This is a genomic window from Aminobacter sp. 01T433 (assembly GCF_056398585.1).
Genome location: NZ_JBFTPR010000005.1, coordinates 142,443 through 161,558, shown reverse-complemented (window position 1 = coordinate 161,558; position 19,116 = coordinate 142,443). Strand labels below are relative to the sequence as shown.

Sequence of the window (19,116 nt, the reverse complement as noted above, 5' to 3'; positions counted from 1 at the left end):
GGCTGGATGCCGCCGGCTTGAACGAAGTCAGGTCGTGCGCTTGCGCGACTTTTTGACAGGCGCTGGGGCTGGGGCTGGCTCGATCAGCTTGCGATAGAGGTGCCAGGTCGAGTGGCCGAGCACTGGCAGGACGATCGCCAGGCCAACGAGAAGCGGCATCGACCCGACAACGAGGGCTGCAGCCACGATCAGGCCCCAGAGCAGCATCGGAACCGGGTTGGCCATGATCGCCCGCGCCGAGGTTTCGACCGCCGCATAGGCGCCGATGTCGCGATCAAGCAGCAGCGGGAACGCGATGACCGTCGTGCTCAACGCGATAAGGGCAAAGACAAGGCCGATGAGGTTGCCGAGGATGATCAGCGTCCAGCCGCGGCTGGTGGTCAGCACGTCGTTGACGAAGCCGGTGAAGGTTGCGGGCACGGTGTCGCCATAGAGCCAGGCATAAAGCGCATGCGCGGTCAAAAGCCAGGCCACAAACAGGACCATCAGCATGATGCCGAGGACGGCGATGGCCGGCATGGCGGGCGATTGCCTGACCTCGAAAGCATGCTTCCACGAGGTGTCGAGGTTTTTTTCGCGCCTCCTGCTGATCTCATAAAGGCCGATTGCCGCGAATGGTCCAAGCAGCGCAAAACCGGTCACCAGCGGGTAGATCAGCTGCAGCGCGTCGCCGCCTGAGGTCCAGGTGATGAGGAACACGCCTACGACCGGATAGATCAGGCACAAAAAGACATAGTGCGAGGGTTTGTCCCAAAAATCTTCAAATCCCCGTCGGAGTGCGTCAAAGACATCCGAGACGCCAATGCGGCGTATGGCGGGATGTTCGACGTTGCTGCCAGTGCCTGCTGCGTAGACGTGGAAATTTGCCATCAACCATTCCTCCGGGATCGGGTCCGGTTCGGGTCGCGGCTCGCGGTGCTGCCGTCCAGCGTGTCTGGTCACGCGAAACCGCGACCTGCACCGTCAAGGATCATACTATTCATCTCAGGGTTTGTCGCCCCTACGGCGCCGCGCATGCTTTGACAGCGCGCGGCGAGGGCGCACTTTGGATACCTCCTTTAGATGTCCTTGAGATGTGCTGGCTCCAGATGCCGCAGCGGAATGGCGCATGGCGCGTTTGTTTGCGCAGCGCTAATATCGTTCGCGTCGACGGGAAGCGCCGGCCAGAGTGAGGAGATAGCCATGAGACTGACCGCATGGGGCGCACAAGCCCTTCTCGTAGCTTCGGTTCTAGCCACAAATCCGGTTCATGCGGCGGGCGACGCGGCCGCCGGCAAAAAGGTCTTCACCAAATGCATGGCCTGCCATGAGGCGGCGGTCGAAAAAGACAAGGTCGGCCCATCGCTGCATGGCGTCATCGGCCGCACCGCAGGCACGCTGCCGAGCTTCCAGGCGAAATATTCCGACGCCATGAAAAAAGCCGGTGCTGGCGGTCTCGTCTGGGATGAGACGAACATCGCTGCCTATATGAAAGCTCCGAAAGACAAAGTGCCCGGCAACAAGATGGCCTTTCCCGGGCTCAAGGACGATACAGACATCGCCAATGTGATTGCCTATATCGAAGAGGTGTCGAAGTAGCGAAGCGGCACAAGCCGCCACATTTGTCTCCGGACTGGATGATCGCTTGCCAGGTCACCATGTGGCCGGAAGAGCTTTTGCCGATTTGCCGATGATAGCGCGCCCCTAATCAGGGATGAGCGTCACGCATCGTGCCCGCAAGATGCAAGTTTAGATGCTTGCCGCGAAAATTTTAACTTGCTAACATTGTATGAAATCGGTATCGCTTTGTTATACTGCATACACTGGTTTTAATTCACCTAGTTATCACTGCCTTCTCTTGGAGGGGAAACTGCGGCTTGCTTGGGGGGGCTAAGCAGCCGCATCATTTCCTTTGGCGGTTTTCTCTCAGTCCGGCGCGTCGAAATCGGGCGTCACAGCTGCGATGTTGTAGCCTTCAAGGCGTGCAACCGGCGCATCCGCAGCATCGAAACTCAGGATCGTTGCAGTCCCTGGCGTCACAGGAACGACACGTGAAGGCGGCAGGCCGAGGAAGGCGTGGCAGGCCGCGCGGATGACGCCGCCATGGACGATGGCAAGCGTGTCGCCATTGCACTTCCTCAAACAATCCCTCAATCCTTCAACGATACGGGCGCAGAAATCCGCCCAAGGCTCGCCCCTGTCGGGCGTAAACGTGCCGGCGCGCCAGGCCAGATATTCGTGCGGCCGTTCCGCCTCGAGTTCATGCTTGATGCGCCCAGTCCAGTTGCCCATGTCGATCTCGCGCAGGCGCGGATCGAGCGGGGCGTCGCCATAGCCGAGCAGGTGTGCCGTCTGGCGCGTACGGCCAAGGTCGGAGACGACGACCTGGTCAGGCGCCATGGCCTTGGCGAAAGTGGCGAAACGCTGGACCTGCTTGATGCCGCGTGGCGACAAGGGCGCGTTGTCGTGGCCCTGGAGCCTGTGTTCGGCATTCCAGGTGGTCTCGCCATGGCGCACCATTACCAATCTCATCAGCTAATCCTTTCACCAGTCATTGCAAAAACCGCGCTCGGCTCGCCCAGGAAACTGAGGCGTATCTGATCGCCGATCGCGGCTCGGAAATATCCATCGGCCATGGCGGTAAGCCGCCGCCCGCCAGAAAAGGCCGTCACCATCGTGCGCCCGGCGATCGGCGCCGCCTCTTCAAAGCGTGCTGTGATCGAGGGCCGTCCGGGGACTTCGCCCACCATCAGGTCGTGAGCGCGGTAGAGAAGCTGGACACCGTCGCGTGCTTCGGCTCGCTTGGCATCCGCCAAGCGCAGCCCTTCATAAATGAGGCCATCGCCGCTGTTTAAAACTTCGATCAAATTGGCCGGTGGCGTGCCAAGGAAGGTCGCGACAAAGGTGGTGCGCGGGTTTTCCAAAAGCTCCAGCGGTGCGCCGAACTGCTCGACCTTGCCGTTGTTGAGCACCGCCACGTGGCTGGCCATGGTCATCGCCTCGACCTGGTCGTGGGTGACATAGACCGAGGTCGCGCCGGTGGCACGGTGGATGCGCATCAGTTCGCTACGCATTTCGATGCGCAGCTTGGCGTCGAGATTGGACAGCGGTTCGTCGAACAACAGGATGCTCGGCTTGGGGCCGATGGTACGGGCGATCGCCACGCGTTGTTGCTGGCCACCAGATATCTCGGCGGGGTAGCGCTCCTTGAGCGCGGAGATGCCGAGCAGGCCAAGCACCTCGTCGACGCGCGCGGCGCGATCGGCCTTGTTCCAGCGCGCGACCTTGAGCGGCCACTCGATGTTGCCGGCAACAGTCATGTGCGGCCACAGTGCGTAGCTCTGGAAGACGAGACCGGCGTCGCGCGCTCCGGCATCGGCTACCAGGCCGCGTGCGCCGTCCGAGACGGTGCGACCCATGAAGGCCATTTCGCCTTCGCTCGGCGTCTCGAGCCCCGCCAGCATGCGCAGCAAGGTGGACTTGCCGCAGCCGGAAGGGCCGACAAGCACCAGGAACGCGCCCTGCGGCACCGAGATATCGACGTTGTCGACGGCGGTGAAACCACCGAAACGCTTGGTGATGTTGCGGATCGCAATCGCTGGTGCGGATGTGGAGATTGTCTTGCTCATGCGGATTTCCACTTCTGGACGCGGTTCTGCAGGCGGTGCGCCAAAAGCGTGGCGACGACGCAAAGGACGAGGATCACCATGGTGATGGCGTTGGCGAACTGCATGAAACCTTCGGCGGCGTAGCGGTAGGCGAGCATGCTGAGTACGGGTGATGTCGAGGTGAAGAGCAGCACCACCAGCGACAGGTCGCGAACGATCTTGACGAAGACCAGCAGGGCACCTGCAAGCAGGCCGCGAATGGCGAGCGGCATGATGATTGCGCCCATGCGGCGGAAGAAACCGGCGCCGGTGAGGCGCGCGCTTTCCTCGATGTCGGCCGAGATCTGGCCGAGCACCGAGCGACCCGACTGCACCGCGTAAGGCAGCAGATGGGCGGACGCCGCGAGCACCAGGAGCATGAAGGTGCCGTAGAGCGACGGCAGCGGCCCGATGGGCGCGCCGAACAGCGCGATATAGGCGGCGGCAAAGGCGATGGAGGGGATCAGTATCGGCGTGAACGACACCTGACCGAGTAGGGTCGCCAGCACGCTGCCCTTGTTGCGGGCGATGGTGTGGGCAAGCGCAAGGCCGAGCGCCATGGTGGTGATCGCCACGGTGACGGCGAGCTTCAGCGTCATCCACAAGGCCTCGATCAGCACCGGGTTGCGGAAGATGCCGGCCTGGCCCTGGGCCATGTCGGTGCCGCCTTCGCCGATCCAGAAATGCGTCGTCCAGTTGGAAAACAGCGAGCCATTCTGCAGCGCGAAGCTGGAAGCGGTGAGGATCAGCGCCGGCAGGAAGGTGGTGAGCAGGCAAAGCAAGACGGCGAGCGCGAAGAGCGGCCAGCGCCATTTGCCGAGCGCAAAGCGCTTGGTGCGGCCACCCTTTCCGGTGACGGTGACGAAGTTCTTGCGGCCGGCGACCAGTCTTTCGCCGAGCCAGAGGAAGGAGGCGGAGACGACGATCAGCAGCAGCGCGATAACGAAGCCTCGCTCGGTCTGGCCGGTTTCGATCATGCCGAACAGGCGGGTCGACAATGTCTGCATCCTGACCGGCAAGCCGAGCAGGGCAGGGGCGGCGAAATTGGAAACAGCGCCAGCGAAGGTCAGCGAAGCCGCAGCGACCAGCGCGGGTGTCACCACAGGCAAGATGATGCCGAAGAAGATGCGCGCGCGCTTAGCGCCCGCCACTTGGGCTGCTTCGACAAGGTCTGCGCCGATGGAACTCAATGCAGCGGAAATGACGGTGAAGGCGAGCGAGTAGTAGTGCGCGATGAGCACGATCAGCGTTGGAACAAGGCCCCAGGCGAGCCAGTCCGGCACGATGTAACCATTGGCTTCGAAGAAGCCGACCGAGCCGCCAAGCCTGCTGTTGCGAAACAGCGCGCCCCAGGCCAAGGCCGCGGCAAAGCTTGGGATCATGAACGGCATGGTGGCGAGCAGGCCGAGGGTTCTGGGTGCTGGCACGTCGGTGAGCATCACCAGCCAGGCGAGGAAGCCGCCCATCAGGACGCAGCCAGCGGCGACGCCAATGCCGAGCAGAACGGTGTTCCAAAGCGGACGCCACCACAGGTTCTCGGACATTTTGGAGGCGAGCACCGCCTGCCAGGCATCGCGGCCTTCGACGGTCAGCGTGGACAGGACGATCTTGACCAGCGGTGCGATGACGAGGACCGAAACGATTAGGATCAGAACAATGGGCACGAGCGTTTCGGAGCGCAAAAAGCCTCTCCGGGACAACACGGATGTTGCGACGGCGGACATGACAAACTTTCTCACGGGTCAAGAGAGTGGTGACCTGCCGCTTCGCCATGTGGCGATACGACAGGCCATGGGAACGGAGCGGCGCGCCTCCCTTCGGCTCGCCGCGACCACTCTCAGTTATTGCAGCGTGAGAACCAGATCGGCGATGCGCTTGCGCGCAGCCGCGGTCTTGACCGGATCAATGCGCCAGGCCTTGAGGTCCTTCAGCGGCACCGAATCCGCATTGTCCTTGACGGTCGGACGTACGGCGTAATCGCCGGCGACGTTGAACGGTTCGAAAGCCGGTCCGCCAGTGGCCGAATTGTCGCCCATCATGAAGTCGATCAGCAGTCTTGCTGCGGCGGGGCTCGGCGCCTTGTCGACCAGTGCCAGGACTGCGGGGAACAAGATGCCATTGGTCGGCTCGACATCATTGGCGACCTGCAGCGCCCAGCCTTCCTTCTCATTGTCGCGGCGATCGGAATAGGTGGCGAAGCCGACAGGCGGATTGGTCGACGTCTTGTCGCCGATGGCCTTGTTGATGGCGTCGGAGTTGGGCACCAGCACCAGGTCATTTGCAAACAGGTCGCGGATGAACTGCTCGCCGGCACCTTGCAGGTCGCTGTCGACTGATATCGGCTTGCCGAACTGCGCCTCGTAGGCCTTGGCCATCTCGTCGGGCCGAAGCGAGAATTCGACTAGCAGGTCAAGCAATTCGCCGCGCTGCATCGGGTCGACCATCAGGACGCGGCCCTTCCATTCGGGCGTGGTCAGCTGCCAGAGGTTCTTGACCGGCGCGCCGTTGGGATTGGCGGCTTCGTTGTACATAAGCACCTTGGTCGACAGGCGCTGGGTAAGGAGCGGGGCCTTGTATTCGCCGGCAAGCTCGCCGGCGACGCGCGGCGGCACGTAAGGAACGACGCGGTTGGTCTTGACCAGGTCCTCATAAACCACAGGGGTGTCGGCGATGTAGAGCACGTCGACAGCGTTGACGCCGGCGGTCTGCTCGGCAACGACACGCGCGATCTGCTTGACCGAGCTCATGTCGATGCCAACCAGGTCGATGCCCGGATAGGCTTCCTCGAAGGCCTTTTCGACCTTGGCGATACGGCTCGACAGCGAAAAGACCGTGACCTTGCCTTCCTTCTGTGCGAGCGGCAGCAGTTCGGCCGTGCTCATGGTGTCGAGCTCGGCGGCGCTGGCTGCCAGAGGCAGCATGGCGACGGCGGCGAAAAGCGTCAGTTTCATCGACTTGAGCATGTTTTCCCTCCCAGGTTTTTCTCAATCGAATTCGTCGAACAGGCCCGACAGGCGCTCGAGCGCGCCCATGACGCGCGTCTGGTGCCTGCCGGCAATGGTCAGCAGGATGGCGTTGACGATGGCGAACGGCACCGTCGGTGTCTGGAACTCGCTGCCCGAGCGGCCACGCGGCGCTGCCAGCACCAGGTCGGCTTCGGGCTGCATCATGGTGCCGGCCAGATCGGTGACGAGAACGGCCTTGGCGCCCTGGGCATGGCAATGTTCGACAAGCGGCGCGTAGCTGGTCGGCTGCTTGCGGAAGGTGAGCGCCAGCACCAGGTCGCCCTTGCGCATGCCGACCACGCGCTCGGCGATATCGCGGCCGCGGCCTTCGAGCACGATGGTGGTCATTCCGAAGCGATCGAGCCGGCGGCGCAGGAACTGGGTGATCGACTGGGCGTGGCCCTGGCCGAACAGGAAGATGCGCTCAGCGTCGACGATCATGTCGGCGGCGCGGTTGATGCTTTCCTGCGAAACGGCGAGGCGGAGATGTTCGAGTGCGGCGATCTCGCTGCCGATCAGGTCGAGCAGGAAATCGCCATGCTCGACCTTGGCGACCGAGCGGCGCATTCGCTCGGCGGCATCCTGGCTCTCGACCAGCTCGCGCTGCAGCTGCGAGCGCAGTTCGGGATAGCCCTTGAAACCGAGCTTTTGGGCCAGCCGGGTCGTCGCGGCCTCATGGACGTTGGCGCGTTCGGCAAGCCGTGCGCTTGAGAGAAAGGCAGCTTCGGCGGCGTTTTCGAGCAGGGCCGAGACGAGCCGCTGGTCGGCCTCGGTGAGGCGGGTCGAATGGCTCTTGATGCGATCCAGCAATGTCACGATCTTGCACCCATGTTGCATTCGACTCATAATGTGCAAGGTATCTTGCAGTCAAGTGCAAACGTGTGCAAGATTGACTTTTCTGTCTTGCAGGCAGGGTGGCTGCGGGCATGAAAAAGGCGCCCGAGAGGCGCCTTTGCGTTGGCTATGATGCCAGACGTGCGAAGAGACTCACTTGTATTTCATGTATCCGACGAAGCCGGTGATCTTCCAGCGGTCACCGGCCTTCCTGCAGAAATAGAGCGTCTGCCAGTTCAGCCGGTCGTCGGTTCCGTCGGCGCGCTTGATGGTGCCGTCGAACTTCTTGCGTGCGACGGCCACATCGCCTGATATGTCGATCTCGGCCAGCCGCGTCGCGCGGTGGATGCCCGCCGACAATGTCTCGGCATAGGCGGTTGCGGCCGACTCGGCTGCCTGGCGCAGCCACTCGTCGCGATAGACCGAAAGGGCCGGAAAGGCTGCGTCCCAGTCGTCGGGATTGGTGGAGTTGTGGGCATGGATGCCGAGGAAGCGCTGCTCGTCGAAATCGCCTGAAACCATGCCCCAATCCTGAGTCACGAAGGCCTCGATGTCACGGCGCACCAGCATCTCCCAGATGGCGGCGCGGTCGGCGTCGTTGGCAAACGGATTTTCGGCAAGGGTCATGTCAATCACCTAGAGGCAGCCTGGGGTCGTCGACCTTCAGCGTGTTGAGGCTTTGCTTGATGCGGCGCAGGCCTTCGAGAACCTTGGTTTCGCGGGTCTCGGCGGTGGCCAATGCGATCATGTCGAGTATGGCGAGGAGCGCGAAGCGCGACGAAGTCGGCTTGTAGATGTTGCCGTCTTCGATCGGCTGGAACGGGATCATCGTGTCGGCCACTTTCGCCAGCGCTGAGCCGGGAGCGGTGATCGCTACCGTGCGGGCACCATATTGCCGGGCGACCTGAACGGCATCGATCACTGAGCGGGCATGGCCGGATACGGAGAATGCGACGACCGTGGTCTCGGGCGTAGCGACCGCCGCATACATGCGCTGCAACTGGCCGTCGACCTGGGCGACGACAGACAGGCCGAGGCGGAAAAGCCGGTTCTGAAGTTCGGTCGCCATCATCGACGAGATGCCGCCGGAACCCAGGCAAAGGATGTTCTGCGACGCAGATAGCCGCTCTGCGACCGCAATCAACGTTGCCACGTCGAGATTGTCTGAGGCGCGCTGGATTGCGGCGATGGCCGCTTCGGTGACGGCGGAGGCCACGCGCTGCTCGCGGATGTCGCGATTGAGCGGCTCGGGCTTCAGATACTGACCGCCGATGGCGATCGCCTGGGCGAGGAAGAACTTGAAGTCGCGTACGCCATCGCAGCCGAGGTTGCGGCAGAAACGGGTCACCGTCGGTTCGCTGACGCCGACGCGGGCGGCGATCTCGGAGATGGTGGCCTTGGAGGCAAAGTCGAGATCCGACAGCACCAGGCTCGCCAGGCGCCTGTCGGACTTGGAGCCGTCCTGCGCGGTGAACTGAAGCCGGGTGATGATGTCGGCGATGTTGCTCATACGGGCAGGCCGGTCGCCTTGTCGAACAGGTGGATGTTCTTGGGATCGGCCGTAACCGGCATAGTGTCGCCGGGGCGCACTGAAACCCGGTCGCGGAATACAGCCCGCACCTGCTCGCCGCCGATGGAGCCGTAGATATGTGTTTCCGAGCCCGTCGGTTCGATGACGTCGACCTTGAACTGGAGCGCGTCGGCACCATTGCCGATGATGAAATGTTCAGGCCGGATGCCTGCCTCGACAGGGCCGCCGAAGGAAGAGGCCCGGCCGCCATTTAGCGACAGCTTTTCGCCCGAAGCGGTCGCAAAATGTGTGCCCGATCCTGAACTGCCAAGGCTGCCCGAGACAAAACTCATCGATGGCGAGCCGATGAAGCTCGCGACGAACTTGGTTGCCGGCCTGTCATAGAGTTCGAGCGGCGCACCCACCTGCAAGATCTTTCCCTGGTTCATGACAACGATGCGGTCGGCCATGGTCATGGCCTCGATCTGGTCGTGTGTCACGTAAACAACCGTCGATTTCAAGCGCTGATGCAGCGCCTTGATCTCGGTGCGCATTTGAACACGCAACTGGGCGTCGAGATTGCTCAGCGGCTCGTCGAACAGGAACACCTGAGGATCGCGCACAAGCGCACGGCCCATGGCGACGCGCTGGCGCTGGCCGCCGGAAAGCTGGCGGGGATAGCGGTCGAGATAGGCGTGAAGGTTGAGGATCGCGGCGGCGTCCTTGATCTTCTTGTCGATGGCAGCTGCCGACTCGCCCCGGATTTTCGGGCCAAAGCCGATGTTTTCCGATGCGGTGAGATGCGGAAACAGCGCATAGGACTGGAAGACCATGGCGATGTTGCGCTTCTGCGGCGGCAGGTCGTTGGCGCGCACGCCGCCGATCAAAAGGTCGCCGTGGCTAATTGGCTCTAGCCCCGCCAGCATGCGCAAAAGCGTGGACTTGCCGCAGCCGGAGGGGCCGACAAGCACCACGAACTCGCCGCTGTCGATGTCGAGATTGATGTCTTCGAGCACCTTGTGCTGGCCGAATGACTTGGAGAGGTTGCGGAAGGCAACGCCGGTCATCGTCTCACGCTCCCAGAATGTCGTCGATGAAAGGCAGGCAGCCGGCTGTCAGTCCCGCATCGACGGGCAGCACGGCACCGGTGATGCCCGATGCCCGCTCGGAGGCGAGGAAGGCCACTGCTTCGGCCACTTCGCGCGTGTCGACGATGCGGCCAAGCGGATAAAGGCGCTGCAGCTTGCCGAGGATGGCAGCGTCCTTGGCGAGGCGATGGTCCCAGGCGGGTGTGCGGATCGAGCCGGGGCAGACGACGTTTGAGCGGATGCCCTGGCGGCCATGCTCCACAGCGATCGCACGGGCAAAGGCGTTGATGCCTGCTTTCGCCGCCGCATAGGCCGGGTTGCCGAAATGCGAAAGCGCGTTGACCGAGGAGATGAAGACGAAGGATCCGGAGCCGCGCGCGACCATCGGCTTGAGCAAGGCGTTGGCAACGCTGGTGACGCCGGTCAGATTGAGGTCGATCTCGGATTCGATGCTGTCCTGGGTTAGCGCGGGCATGGACTCGGCGCGTGTCCAGCCGGCATTGTTGATGACGATGTCGGGGATGCCCTCGGCTTCGATCAAGGCGCGCATCGCAGGCCCGATGCTCGTCCTGTCCAGCAGGTCGAAGGCGTGGCGCGCGGCGAGATCGAGCCCGTTTATCGCCTCGATGGTCTGGTCGCAGCCGATGATGCGGGCGCCACGTGCGGCGAAAATTTCGACCAGTGCCCGCCCGACGCCACCGCCCGCGCCGGTGATCAATACGGATTTCCCGTTGAATTCGCTGTCTCGCGTCACTGGTAGGCTCCCAAGCGATCTTGGCCGCTTTCATGCTTCAGGATTATGGTCGAAAATGTAATTAAGCAACAGCAAAAGAGACTTGATATGGCTTGAATGCCGGATAATGTAAGAAAGTCACTTATCAAATGGCGCGCAAAAGCGCCGAGGGAACGGGCGTTGACCCGTGGGAGCAAGGGAACACTGAAATGGCGATTGCAACGTGGAAAACCGGCCTACTGGCCGGACTGAGCGTACTGGCGCTGGCGGCGCATGCCCATGCCGGCGAGGTGCGTGTGACGGTTGCCGAATACAGCTCGAAGACCGGCCCCTATTTCCAGGAGGTGGAAAAGGCATTTGAGGCGGCCAATCCGGGCATCGACGTCAAGTTCGAGGTCGTGCCGTGGGATGTGCTGCTGCAGAAACTGACCACCGACATCACCGCCGGCACCAATGCGGACCTGTCGATCATTGGCACGCGCTGGCTGATCGATTTTGTCCAGCAAGGTATCGCCGAGCCGCTCGACGGCTACATAAATGACGAGTTCAAGGGCCGCTTCATCGACACCTTCATGTCGCCCTCGGTGATGGACGGCAAGACCTACGGCCTGCCGATCGCAGCCTCCGCGCGGGCGATGTACTACAACAAGGAATTGCTGGAGAAGGCCGGTGTGGCCAATCCGCCGGCGACCTGGGCCGAACTCAAGGACGCCGCCGCCAAGATCAAGGCGCTGGGCGGCGAGAACTACGGTTTCGGCCTGCAGGGCAAGGAGATCGAGACCGACGTCTATTATTATTATGGCATGTGGTCGCAAGGTTCCGAGATCCTCAACAAGGATGGCACGTCGGGCCTCGACAGCCCCGGTGCCATCGAAGCGGCGAAACTCTACAAGTCGATGATCGACGAAGGGCTGACCCAGCCCGGCGTCACCTCTTATGCGCGTGAGGACGTCCAGAACCTGTTCAAGCAGGGCAAGGTCGGCATGATGATCACCGCACCCTTCCTGTCCAACCAGATCAAGGAAGAAGCGCCGAACCTGAAATACGGCGTCGCTGCCATTCCGGCCGGCCCGACCGGTGCGCGCGGCACTTACGGTGTCACCGACTCGATTGTCATGTTCTCCAATTCGAAGAACAAGGACGAGGCCTGGAAGCTGCTCGACTTCCTGTTCCAGACCGACTGGCGCGCCAAATTTACCCAGGGCGAAGGCTTCCTTCCGGTCAACAAGGAAGAGGCCAAGATGGATTATTACGTGAACAACGCCGACCTGGCTGCGTTCACGGCTCTCTTGCCCGACGCGCGCTTTGCGCCGGTCATTCCCGGCTGGGAAGAGGTGGCGCAGATCACCTCGGATGCGGTCCAGAAGGTCTATCTCGGTGAGGGCGATCCCGAGGCCATCCTCAAGGAAGCAGCGGCCAAGGCCAACGGCATCCTGAAGAAGTAGCTTCGCTTGCGGTGACGGCGGCGCGTCGATGACTTCGATGCGCCGCCGCTTTCCGACGCCGACCTCGCGTTCCTGGCCAGGGCTTTCATGCACAATCGCGCACTGCCATATCTGCTGACGCTGCCGAGCCTGATCCTGGCAGCGGTGGTGATCTTCTGGCCGGTCCTCGACCTGATCCAGATCGCGACGCATGACGTCAGCCGTTTCGGCCAGCTGCGCGATTTCAGCGGAGCGGAGAATTTCCGTTCTCTGCTTGCCGATCCGGATTTCATCAAGGCGCTGCTGCGCACCGGCGTCTGGACCGTCGCGGTGGTCAGTGGAGCGCTGCTGGTGTCGATCCCGGTTGCCATCATCCTCAATGCGGATTTCTACGGCCGCTCAGTGGCGCGCGTCATCGTCATGCTGCCCTGGGCAGTGTCGCTGACCATGACGGCCATCGTCTGGCGCTGGGCCCTGAACGGCGAAAGCGGCATGCTCAATTCGGCCCTGCGCGGGCTTGGTCTTGTCGACCAGAATATCCAGTGGCTGGCGAGTGCGGCGACTGCCTTTCCGATGCAGATCATGATCGGTATCCTGGTGACGGTGCCGTTCACCACCACCATTTTCCTCGGCGGATTATCATCGATCCCCGACGATCTTTATGAGGCGGCGGCACTGGAGGGGGCGGGGCCGGCGCAGCAGTTCAGGCGCATCACGCTTCCCTTGCTCAAGCCCTTCGTCAACATCGCGATCGTGCTCAACACGATCTACGTCTTCAACTCATTCCCCATCATCTGGGTGATGACGCAAGGCGGACCGGCCAATTCGACCGACATTCTCGTCACCCATCTCTACAAGCTCGCCTTCCGCATCGGCAAGCTGGGCGAGGCCTCGGCCGTGTCGCTGGTCATGCTGGCGATCCTGCTCGTCTTTACCGCGATCTACATTCGACTTGCCATGCGGGGAGACCGGGCATGATGTCTCCCAAGCTCAAGCGCACTTTCATCGCCTGGCTGCTTCTGGCGCCGCTTGTCGTCGTCACGCTGTTTCCGTTCGCGGTGATGTTTTTAACCGCCGTCAAGCCGGCTCAGGAAGTGCTGACGCCGAACTGGTGGCCGAGCGAGTTCCGCTGGCGCAATTTTTCGGAGATGTGGGTGGCTGCAGGCTTCGGTCGGGCGCTGTTCAACTCGCTCCAAGTCTCGCTCATCGCCACCATCGGCGCGATCCTTGTTTCGATTCCGGCGGCCTATGCGATGTCGCGCTTTCGCTTCGCCGGCCACGGTGCCTTCCGGCACTTCCTGCTCATCTCGCAGATGATCTCGCCGATCGTTCTGGTGCTCGGCCTGTTTCGCCTGCTCGCTTCCTTCGGCCTGGTCGAAAGCCTGAACGCCGTCGGCGGCGTCTACATGGCCTTCAACGTCGCTTTCACCGTGTGGATGCTGCAGAGCTATTTCGACACCATTCCGCGAGACCTTGAAGAGGCCTCATGGATGGAGGGCGGCAGCCGCTGGCTCACCTTGCGCAAGGTGTTCTTGCCGCTGTGCGTGCCGGCCATCGCCGTCACCGCCATCTTCACCTTCATCAACGCGTGGAACGAATTCGTCGTGGCGCTGACCATGCTGCGCAGCCAGGAAAGCTACACGCTGCCGATCCAGGTATTCTCGCTGGTCGCAGGCCGCTACACGGTCGAATGGCACTACGTCATGGCAGCCACGCTCGTCGCCACCGTACCGGTCGCCATACTTTTCGTCTGGCTCCAACGCTATCTCGTCCGTGGGCTTGCGCTCGGGGCGGTCAAATGAACGGAGCAGGGCAACAAGCCTGCTTCGCACAACCATAAAGAAACGAACTGATCATGCGCATCTTCACCGCCTCGCTGGCGACCGAAACCAATACGTTCTCGCCGGTGCCAACCGACCGCGCCTCGTTCGAGATGGCGTTTTATGCTGGCCCCGGCCAGCATCCTGAGACGCCGACCCTATGCTCGTCGCCGATGGTCGTGCTGCGCAAGCGTGCGGCCGCCGAAGGGCTGACGGTGATCGAAGGTACCGCGACCTGGGCCGAACCGGGCGGGCTGGTGCAGCGGCAGACCTTCGAGGCGCTGCGCGATGAGATCCTCGATCAGCTCAGGGCTGCCATGCCTGTCGATGCCGTCATCCTCGGCCTGCACGGGGCGATGGTGGCGCAAGGTTATGACGACTGCGAAGGCGACCTGCTCGCCCGCGTCCGCGAGATCGTCGGCCCCGACGTCGTGGTCGCGTCGGAGTTCGACCCACACAGCCACCTGACGCCGAAACGCGTCGCCGCCTGCAACGTGCTTGCGGCCTTCCTCGAGTTTCCGCACACCGATTTCTACGAGCGCGGCGAGCACGTCGTCGAGCTTGGGCTTGCCGCTGCACGCGGCGAGATCAAGCCAATCATCTCGACCTTCGACTGCCGCATGATCACCGTGCTGCCGACCAGCCGCGAGCCAATGCGCTCCTTCGTCGACCGCATCAAGGCGCTGCACGGCAAGGATGGCATCCTGTCGGTGTCGGTGATCCACGGCTTCATGGGCTCCGACGTGCCGGAGATGGGCTCGCGCATCGTCGTCGTCACCGACAATGACAAGGCCAAGGGCGATGCGCTCGCCGAACAGCTCGGCCGCGAGCTCTATGCCATGCGCGAGAAGACGGCGATGGACATGGTCGACACCGATGCCGGCATCGACCAGGCGCTTGCCGCGCACGCGGCCAATCCGGCCAAGCCCGCAGTCATTGCCGACGTCTGGGACAATCCCGGCGGTGGGGTCGCCGGCGACGGTACCTACGTTCTGCGCCGGATGCTCGAGCGCGGCCTCGACAAGGTCGGGGTGGCGACCATCTGGGACCCGATCGCGGTGACCTTCTGCCATGCCGCGGGCGAAGGTGCTGTGATCGACCTTCGTTTCGGCGGCAAGGCTGGACCTCAGGCCGGCGAGCCGATCGACGCCAGGGTTCAGGTGCTTAAGGCAGTCGAGGAAGGCTGGCAGAGCTTTGGACCGAGCCGCGTCACACTCGGGCTGACAGCTCTCGTCCGCATTCTGGGCACCGAGGTCGACGTCATCCTCAACACCAACCGGACGCAGACCTTCGAGCCCGATATCTTTTCCAATCTCGGAATCGATCTGGCCAGCAAGGACATTCTGCTGGTCAAATCGACCAACCATTTCTACGCCGGCTTCGCGCCGGTGGCAGCCGAGATCATCTATGTCGACGCGCCGAGTTCATACCCGAGCAATCCGCGCGTGACCAACTACACCAAGTTGGCCCGCCCGGTCTGGCCGCGGGTCAGCGATCCCTGGGCGTAAGAGGCAAGGCCTCGCGGTCTCGCCTAACCTGTCACGTCGCGGGCCGGAAGGGCTTGGCCAGCGAGGCCGGGAAATGCAGCGCCAGCATCTGGCGGTTCTGCGAGATGATGACCAGCACGATGATCGTCGCCAGATAGGGCAGGGCGGAGAGCAGTTCCGAGGGCACCGCGATGCCGAGCGCCTGGCCCTGCAGCTGCAGGATGGTCATGCCGCCGAACAGCCAGGCGCCGAGCAGCACGCGCAGCGGCCGCCAGGTGGCGAAGACAACCAGCGCCAGCGAAATCCAGCCCTTGCCGGCGGTCATGTTCTCGACCCACAGCGGCGTATAGGCGACCGACAGATAGGCACCGGCAAGACCGGCCATCAGCCCCCCGAACAGCACGGCGAGATAGCGGATCCTGATTACCTTGTAGCCGATGGCATGCGCGGTCTCAGGTGACTCGCCGATGGTGCGCAGCACCAGCCCGCCCTTGGTGCGGTACAAGAACCAGCTGATGACGAAGAACATGAGAATGGCGAAATAGACCATCGGATCGAAGCGGAAGAACATCGGCCCGATCACCGGGATGTCCGAGAGATAGGGAATGGACATCTTGTTCAGCGCGTCGATGGGTGCCGAGCCGAAATTGCGGCCGAGGAAGGCCGAAACGCCGGAGCCGAAGATGGCGAGCGCCAGGCCGGCGGCATACTGGTTGGTCAGGAAGGTCAGCGCCAATACGCCAAACAGCAGTGATGCCGCGGCCCCGCCCAAGGCGCCGGCGAGGATGGCGACAGGCATCGGCAGCCCGGCGATCACCGCCCAGAAGGCGAAGGCGGCTCCCATCAGCATCATGCCTTCGATGCCGAGATTGAGAACACCTGATTTTTCCACGACAAGTTCGCCGAGGGCAGCGAAGATAAGCGGTGTTGCGGCAATGATGGTGCCGGTGAAAATGGCGATGAACAAATCCATCAGGCGTGCTCCGGAATGCGGCGAAGCCGGTAGAAAATGAAAAAGTCAGCGGCAAGTAAAAAGAAAAGCAATATGCCTTGGAAGATGCGGGTTAGCGCAGCCGATAGGCCAAGATTCATTTGCACTGCTTCGCCGCCCAAGAAAAGCAGCGACATCAACAATCCACCGAGCACGATGCCGAAGGCGTTGAGCCGGCCAATGAAAGCAACGATGATCGCCGCAAAGCCGTAGCCCGGCGAAATCTGCGGGGATAATTGCCCAAGCGGTCCTGCGACCTCGGCCATGCCGGCGATGCCGGCAGCGGCACCACCTGCAAGCAGGCCAATCCAGACGGCTGAGGATTCGCGGAAGCCGGCGTAACGTGCCGCCAGGGGAGCCGCACCGCTGACCGACATCTTGTAGCCGAGGAAGCTGCGATCGGTGAACAGCCACATCAGGAATACCGCGACCACGGTGATGAAGATCGAGGCATTGAGGCGGTAGGCATAATCGAACGGCGTAAACATCGCCGCGGCCGACAGAAGTGCCGTCTGCGGATAGTTGAAGCCGGCTGGATCACGCCACGGCCCATGCACCAGCCACGACAACACGAGTGCTGCGATGTAGGTCAGCATCAGCGTGACCAGGATCTCGTTGGTGTTCATACGCGCCCTGAGGAACGCTGGAATGGCGGCCCAGGCCATGCCACCGGCTGCGCCGGCCACAAACATCAGCGGCAAAAGCAGCGGGCTGTCGGGATTGGGATAAAACAGGCCGACGCCGCAGGCGGCAATCGCGCCGATCACCAACTGCCCCTCGGCACCGATGTTCCAAACATTGGCGCGGAAGCCGACAGCGAGGCCGCAAGCGATGAGGATCAGCGGCGAAGCCTTGAGCAGCAACTCGGAAATGCCGTTCAGCGAGTTGAGCGGGGCGATGAAGAAGGCTTGCAGTGTCGCCAGCGGATCGTAGCCAAGTGCTGCGAACAGCAGCGAGCCAACGAGCAGTGTGAGGCCAGTCGCGATGACCGGTGCAGCCACCCGCATTCTGGCGGATGGCTCCGGTCTTTGTTCAATCCTGAATCGCAACTTCGCCCCTCCCGTTGGTGCCGTTGCCACGGTCTGTCCTGGTCATCAGCAGGCCGATCTCCTCGCGGTTGGTCTTGGTTCGGATCAGCGGCGGGGAAACCTGGCCTTGGCAGATGACGAGCAGCCGATCGCAAATCTCAAACAGCTCGTCGAGTTCTTCTGAGATCACCAGAACGGCTGCGCCCGACCTGCTCAGATCGACCAGCGTCTGGCGGATGAAGGCGGCTGCACCGACATCGACACCCCAGGTCGGCTGGGCGACCAGAAACAGCTTGGGTTCGAGCGCGATCTCACGGCCGACGATGAATTTTTGCAGATTTCCGCCCGACAGGCTCTGCGCGCTCGACTGTGGGCCATTGGCCTTGACCTTGAAGCGCTCGATGATCCTTGCCGCGAAGCTGTTTGCTCTGCCGCGATCGACGAGGCCGTTGCGCACCAGGCCTGCGCCATGGGCGGTCAGGACGGCATTTTCCCACAGGGCATGCGGTGGAACCGCCCCGCGTCCCAGGCGCTCCTCGGGCACGAAGGCCATGCCGAGCTTGCGGCGTTCGCTGGCGTTAAGATGGGCGGCGGCCTTGCCGCCGATCTGGATAGACAGTGCGTTGCCGTGTGTACGCTCGCCGCTGAGCAGCGAGATCAGCTCGGCCTGGCCGTTGCCCGAGACACCGGCAAGGCCAACGATTTCACCACCGTGGACCTCGAACGAAACGTTCTTGAGCTCAACGCCATATTTGTCGCGGGCAGGGGCGGTAAGCCCGCGCACTTCAAGCACCGGCTTTTCGCTCGGTATAGAAGGGCTGACATGCATCTCGGGCAGCTCCGCGCCGACCATCATGCGAGCGAGTTCAAGCGAGGTGCTTTCCTTGGGTCTTGCGGTGCCCGTCACCTTGCCGTTGCGCAGCACGGTCGCGGTGTCGCAAAGCTCCTGCACCTCATCGAGCTTGTGGCTGATGTAGACGATCGAGCAGCCTTCGCTCGCAAGCTGGCGCAAGGTTTCGAACAGCTTGACCACGGCTTGGGGCGTCAAAACGGAGGTCGGCTCGTCGAGGATCAGCAGCTTCGGCGCCTGCAGCAGGCAGCGCACGATCTCGACGCGCTGGCGTTCGCCGACAGAGAGGTCGTGGACGCGCCGGTGCGGGTCGATCGGCATGCCGTAGCGCGCCGAAAGTTCGGTGATCTGGCGGGCAAGCGCGTCGAGGTCGAAATTGTTCGACACGGCAAGCGCGATGTTTTCGACCACGGTGACGGATTCAAACAGCGCAAAATGCTGGTAGACCATCTCGATGCCGAGCGCGCGCGAGGTGGCCGGCGTGTGCGCGGCGATCGGCTCGCCATCGCAAATGATCTCGCCGGAATCGGCCTGCGCCGCACCGTAGATGATCTTCATCAATGTCGATTTGCCAGCGCCATTCTCGCCGAGCACGGCGTGGATTTCGCCGGGCATGATCGACATCGAGATGTCGTCATTGGCAATGATGCCGGGATAGCTCTTGGTGATATTGCGCAGTTCGAGGCGCGGGGTCATGGGCCGGTCCTGCCATGTGGGTTG

At 62.5% G+C, this 19,116-nt stretch carries 18 protein-coding genes; 5 read left to right on the top strand and 13 right to left on the bottom strand.

The window, feature by feature from the left end; all coding sequences use genetic code 11:
* Positions 1 to 27: 27 nt before the first annotated feature.
* Positions 28 to 870 (bottom strand): DUF2189 domain-containing protein, encoded by an 843-nt coding sequence (locus AC1DLV_RS10025; protein ID WP_476799388.1) that lies wholly within the window; start codon positions 868 to 870, stop codon positions 28 to 30.
* 312 nt (positions 871 to 1,182) lie between these two features.
* Between AC1DLV_RS10025 and AC1DLV_RS10020 the strand changes: the two genes are divergently transcribed.
* Positions 1,183 to 1,578, top strand: coding sequence for a c-type cytochrome (locus tag AC1DLV_RS10020; protein ID WP_476799387.1), 396 nt, complete (start codon positions 1,183 to 1,185; stop codon positions 1,576 to 1,578).
* A gap of 327 nt (positions 1,579 to 1,905) precedes the next feature.
* Here the strand turns inward: AC1DLV_RS10020 and AC1DLV_RS10015 are convergent, their stop codons facing one another.
* From AC1DLV_RS10015 to AC1DLV_RS09975, 9 genes are all read right to left on the bottom strand, one after another.
* A complete protein-coding gene (locus AC1DLV_RS10015) occupies positions 1,906 to 2,511 on the bottom strand; it encodes a histidine phosphatase family protein (RefSeq protein WP_476799386.1) in 606 nt (201 codons plus the stop codon).
* Positions 2,511 to 3,608, bottom strand: a complete 1,098-nt coding sequence (locus tag AC1DLV_RS10010; RefSeq protein WP_476799385.1) for an ABC transporter ATP-binding protein — start codon at positions 3,606 to 3,608, stop codon at positions 2,511 to 2,513. The genes AC1DLV_RS10015 and AC1DLV_RS10010 overlap by 1 nt, the downstream gene beginning before the upstream one ends.
* Complete coding sequence (locus AC1DLV_RS10005) at positions 3,605 to 5,350, bottom strand: ABC transporter permease (RefSeq protein WP_476799384.1); 1,746 nt, start codon at positions 5,348 to 5,350, stop codon at positions 3,605 to 3,607. Before AC1DLV_RS10005 ends, AC1DLV_RS10010 begins: the two co-directional genes overlap by 4 nt.
* Before the next feature lie 117 nt (positions 5,351 to 5,467).
* A complete protein-coding gene (locus AC1DLV_RS10000) occupies positions 5,468 to 6,589 on the bottom strand; it encodes an ABC transporter substrate-binding protein (protein WP_476799383.1) in 1,122 nt (373 codons plus the stop codon).
* A gap of 21 nt (positions 6,590 to 6,610) precedes the next feature.
* Positions 6,611 to 7,447 carry a MurR/RpiR family transcriptional regulator gene (locus tag AC1DLV_RS09995; protein WP_476799382.1) on the bottom strand — a complete coding sequence of 279 codons (837 nt, stop codon included), beginning with the start codon at positions 7,445 to 7,447 and terminating at the stop codon, positions 6,611 to 6,613.
* A 171-nt stretch (positions 7,448 to 7,618) separates the two neighbouring features.
* Positions 7,619 to 8,092: a hypothetical protein gene (locus AC1DLV_RS09990; RefSeq protein ID WP_476799381.1), complete on the bottom strand. Its 474-nt coding sequence runs from the start codon at positions 8,090 to 8,092 to the stop codon at positions 7,619 to 7,621.
* A 1-nt stretch (position 8,093) separates the two neighbouring features.
* Positions 8,094 to 8,975, bottom strand: a complete 882-nt coding sequence (locus AC1DLV_RS09985; protein ID WP_476784450.1) for a MurR/RpiR family transcriptional regulator — start codon at positions 8,973 to 8,975, stop codon at positions 8,094 to 8,096.
* Positions 8,972 to 10,042, bottom strand: a complete 1,071-nt coding sequence (locus AC1DLV_RS09980) for an ABC transporter ATP-binding protein (RefSeq protein ID WP_476799380.1) — start codon at positions 10,040 to 10,042, stop codon at positions 8,972 to 8,974. The genes AC1DLV_RS09985 and AC1DLV_RS09980 overlap by 4 nt, the downstream gene beginning before the upstream one ends.
* 4 nt (positions 10,043 to 10,046) lie before the next feature.
* A complete protein-coding gene (locus tag AC1DLV_RS09975; protein ID WP_476799379.1) occupies positions 10,047 to 10,817 on the bottom strand; it encodes an SDR family oxidoreductase in 771 nt (256 codons plus the stop codon).
* Between the two features lie 188 nt (positions 10,818 to 11,005).
* On the opposite strand from AC1DLV_RS09975, the gene AC1DLV_RS09970 reads away from it, so the two are divergent.
* The 4 genes from AC1DLV_RS09970 to AC1DLV_RS09955 all read left to right on the top strand — a co-directional run bounded on the left by AC1DLV_RS09970 (position 11,006) and on the right by AC1DLV_RS09955 (position 15,548).
* Entirely contained in the window at positions 11,006 to 12,241 is a 1,236-nt protein-coding gene (locus AC1DLV_RS09970) for an ABC transporter substrate-binding protein (protein WP_476799378.1), read from the top strand.
* Positions 12,242 to 12,328: 87 nt separating this feature from the next.
* Complete coding sequence (locus AC1DLV_RS09965) at positions 12,329 to 13,198, top strand: carbohydrate ABC transporter permease (protein WP_476799377.1); 870 nt, start codon at positions 12,329 to 12,331, stop codon at positions 13,196 to 13,198.
* A complete protein-coding gene (locus tag AC1DLV_RS09960) occupies positions 13,195 to 14,022 on the top strand; it encodes a carbohydrate ABC transporter permease (RefSeq protein WP_476799376.1) in 828 nt (275 codons plus the stop codon). The genes AC1DLV_RS09965 and AC1DLV_RS09960 overlap by 4 nt, the downstream gene beginning before the upstream one ends.
* Before the next feature lie 53 nt (positions 14,023 to 14,075).
* Positions 14,076 to 15,548, top strand: a complete 1,473-nt coding sequence (locus AC1DLV_RS09955; RefSeq protein WP_476799375.1) for a M81 family metallopeptidase — start codon at positions 14,076 to 14,078, stop codon at positions 15,546 to 15,548.
* Positions 15,549 to 15,579: 31 nt separating this feature from the next.
* Here the strand turns inward: AC1DLV_RS09955 and AC1DLV_RS09950 are convergent, their stop codons facing one another.
* From AC1DLV_RS09950 to AC1DLV_RS09940, 3 genes are read right to left on the bottom strand one after another with little or no spacing between them, the layout of a single operon-like run.
* Positions 15,580 to 16,500, bottom strand: coding sequence for an ABC transporter permease (locus tag AC1DLV_RS09950; protein WP_476799374.1), 921 nt, complete (start codon positions 16,498 to 16,500; stop codon positions 15,580 to 15,582).
* On the bottom strand, positions 16,500 to 17,567 hold the full coding sequence (locus tag AC1DLV_RS09945; RefSeq protein WP_476799373.1) for an ABC transporter permease: 1,068 nt from the start codon (positions 17,565 to 17,567) through the stop codon (positions 16,500 to 16,502). The genes AC1DLV_RS09950 and AC1DLV_RS09945 overlap by 1 nt, the downstream gene beginning before the upstream one ends.
* Positions 17,551 to 19,092: an ABC transporter ATP-binding protein gene (locus AC1DLV_RS09940; protein ID WP_476799372.1), complete on the bottom strand. Its 1,542-nt coding sequence runs from the start codon at positions 19,090 to 19,092 to the stop codon at positions 17,551 to 17,553. The genes AC1DLV_RS09945 and AC1DLV_RS09940 overlap by 17 nt, the downstream gene beginning before the upstream one ends.
* Positions 19,093 to 19,116 lie beyond the last annotated feature (24 nt).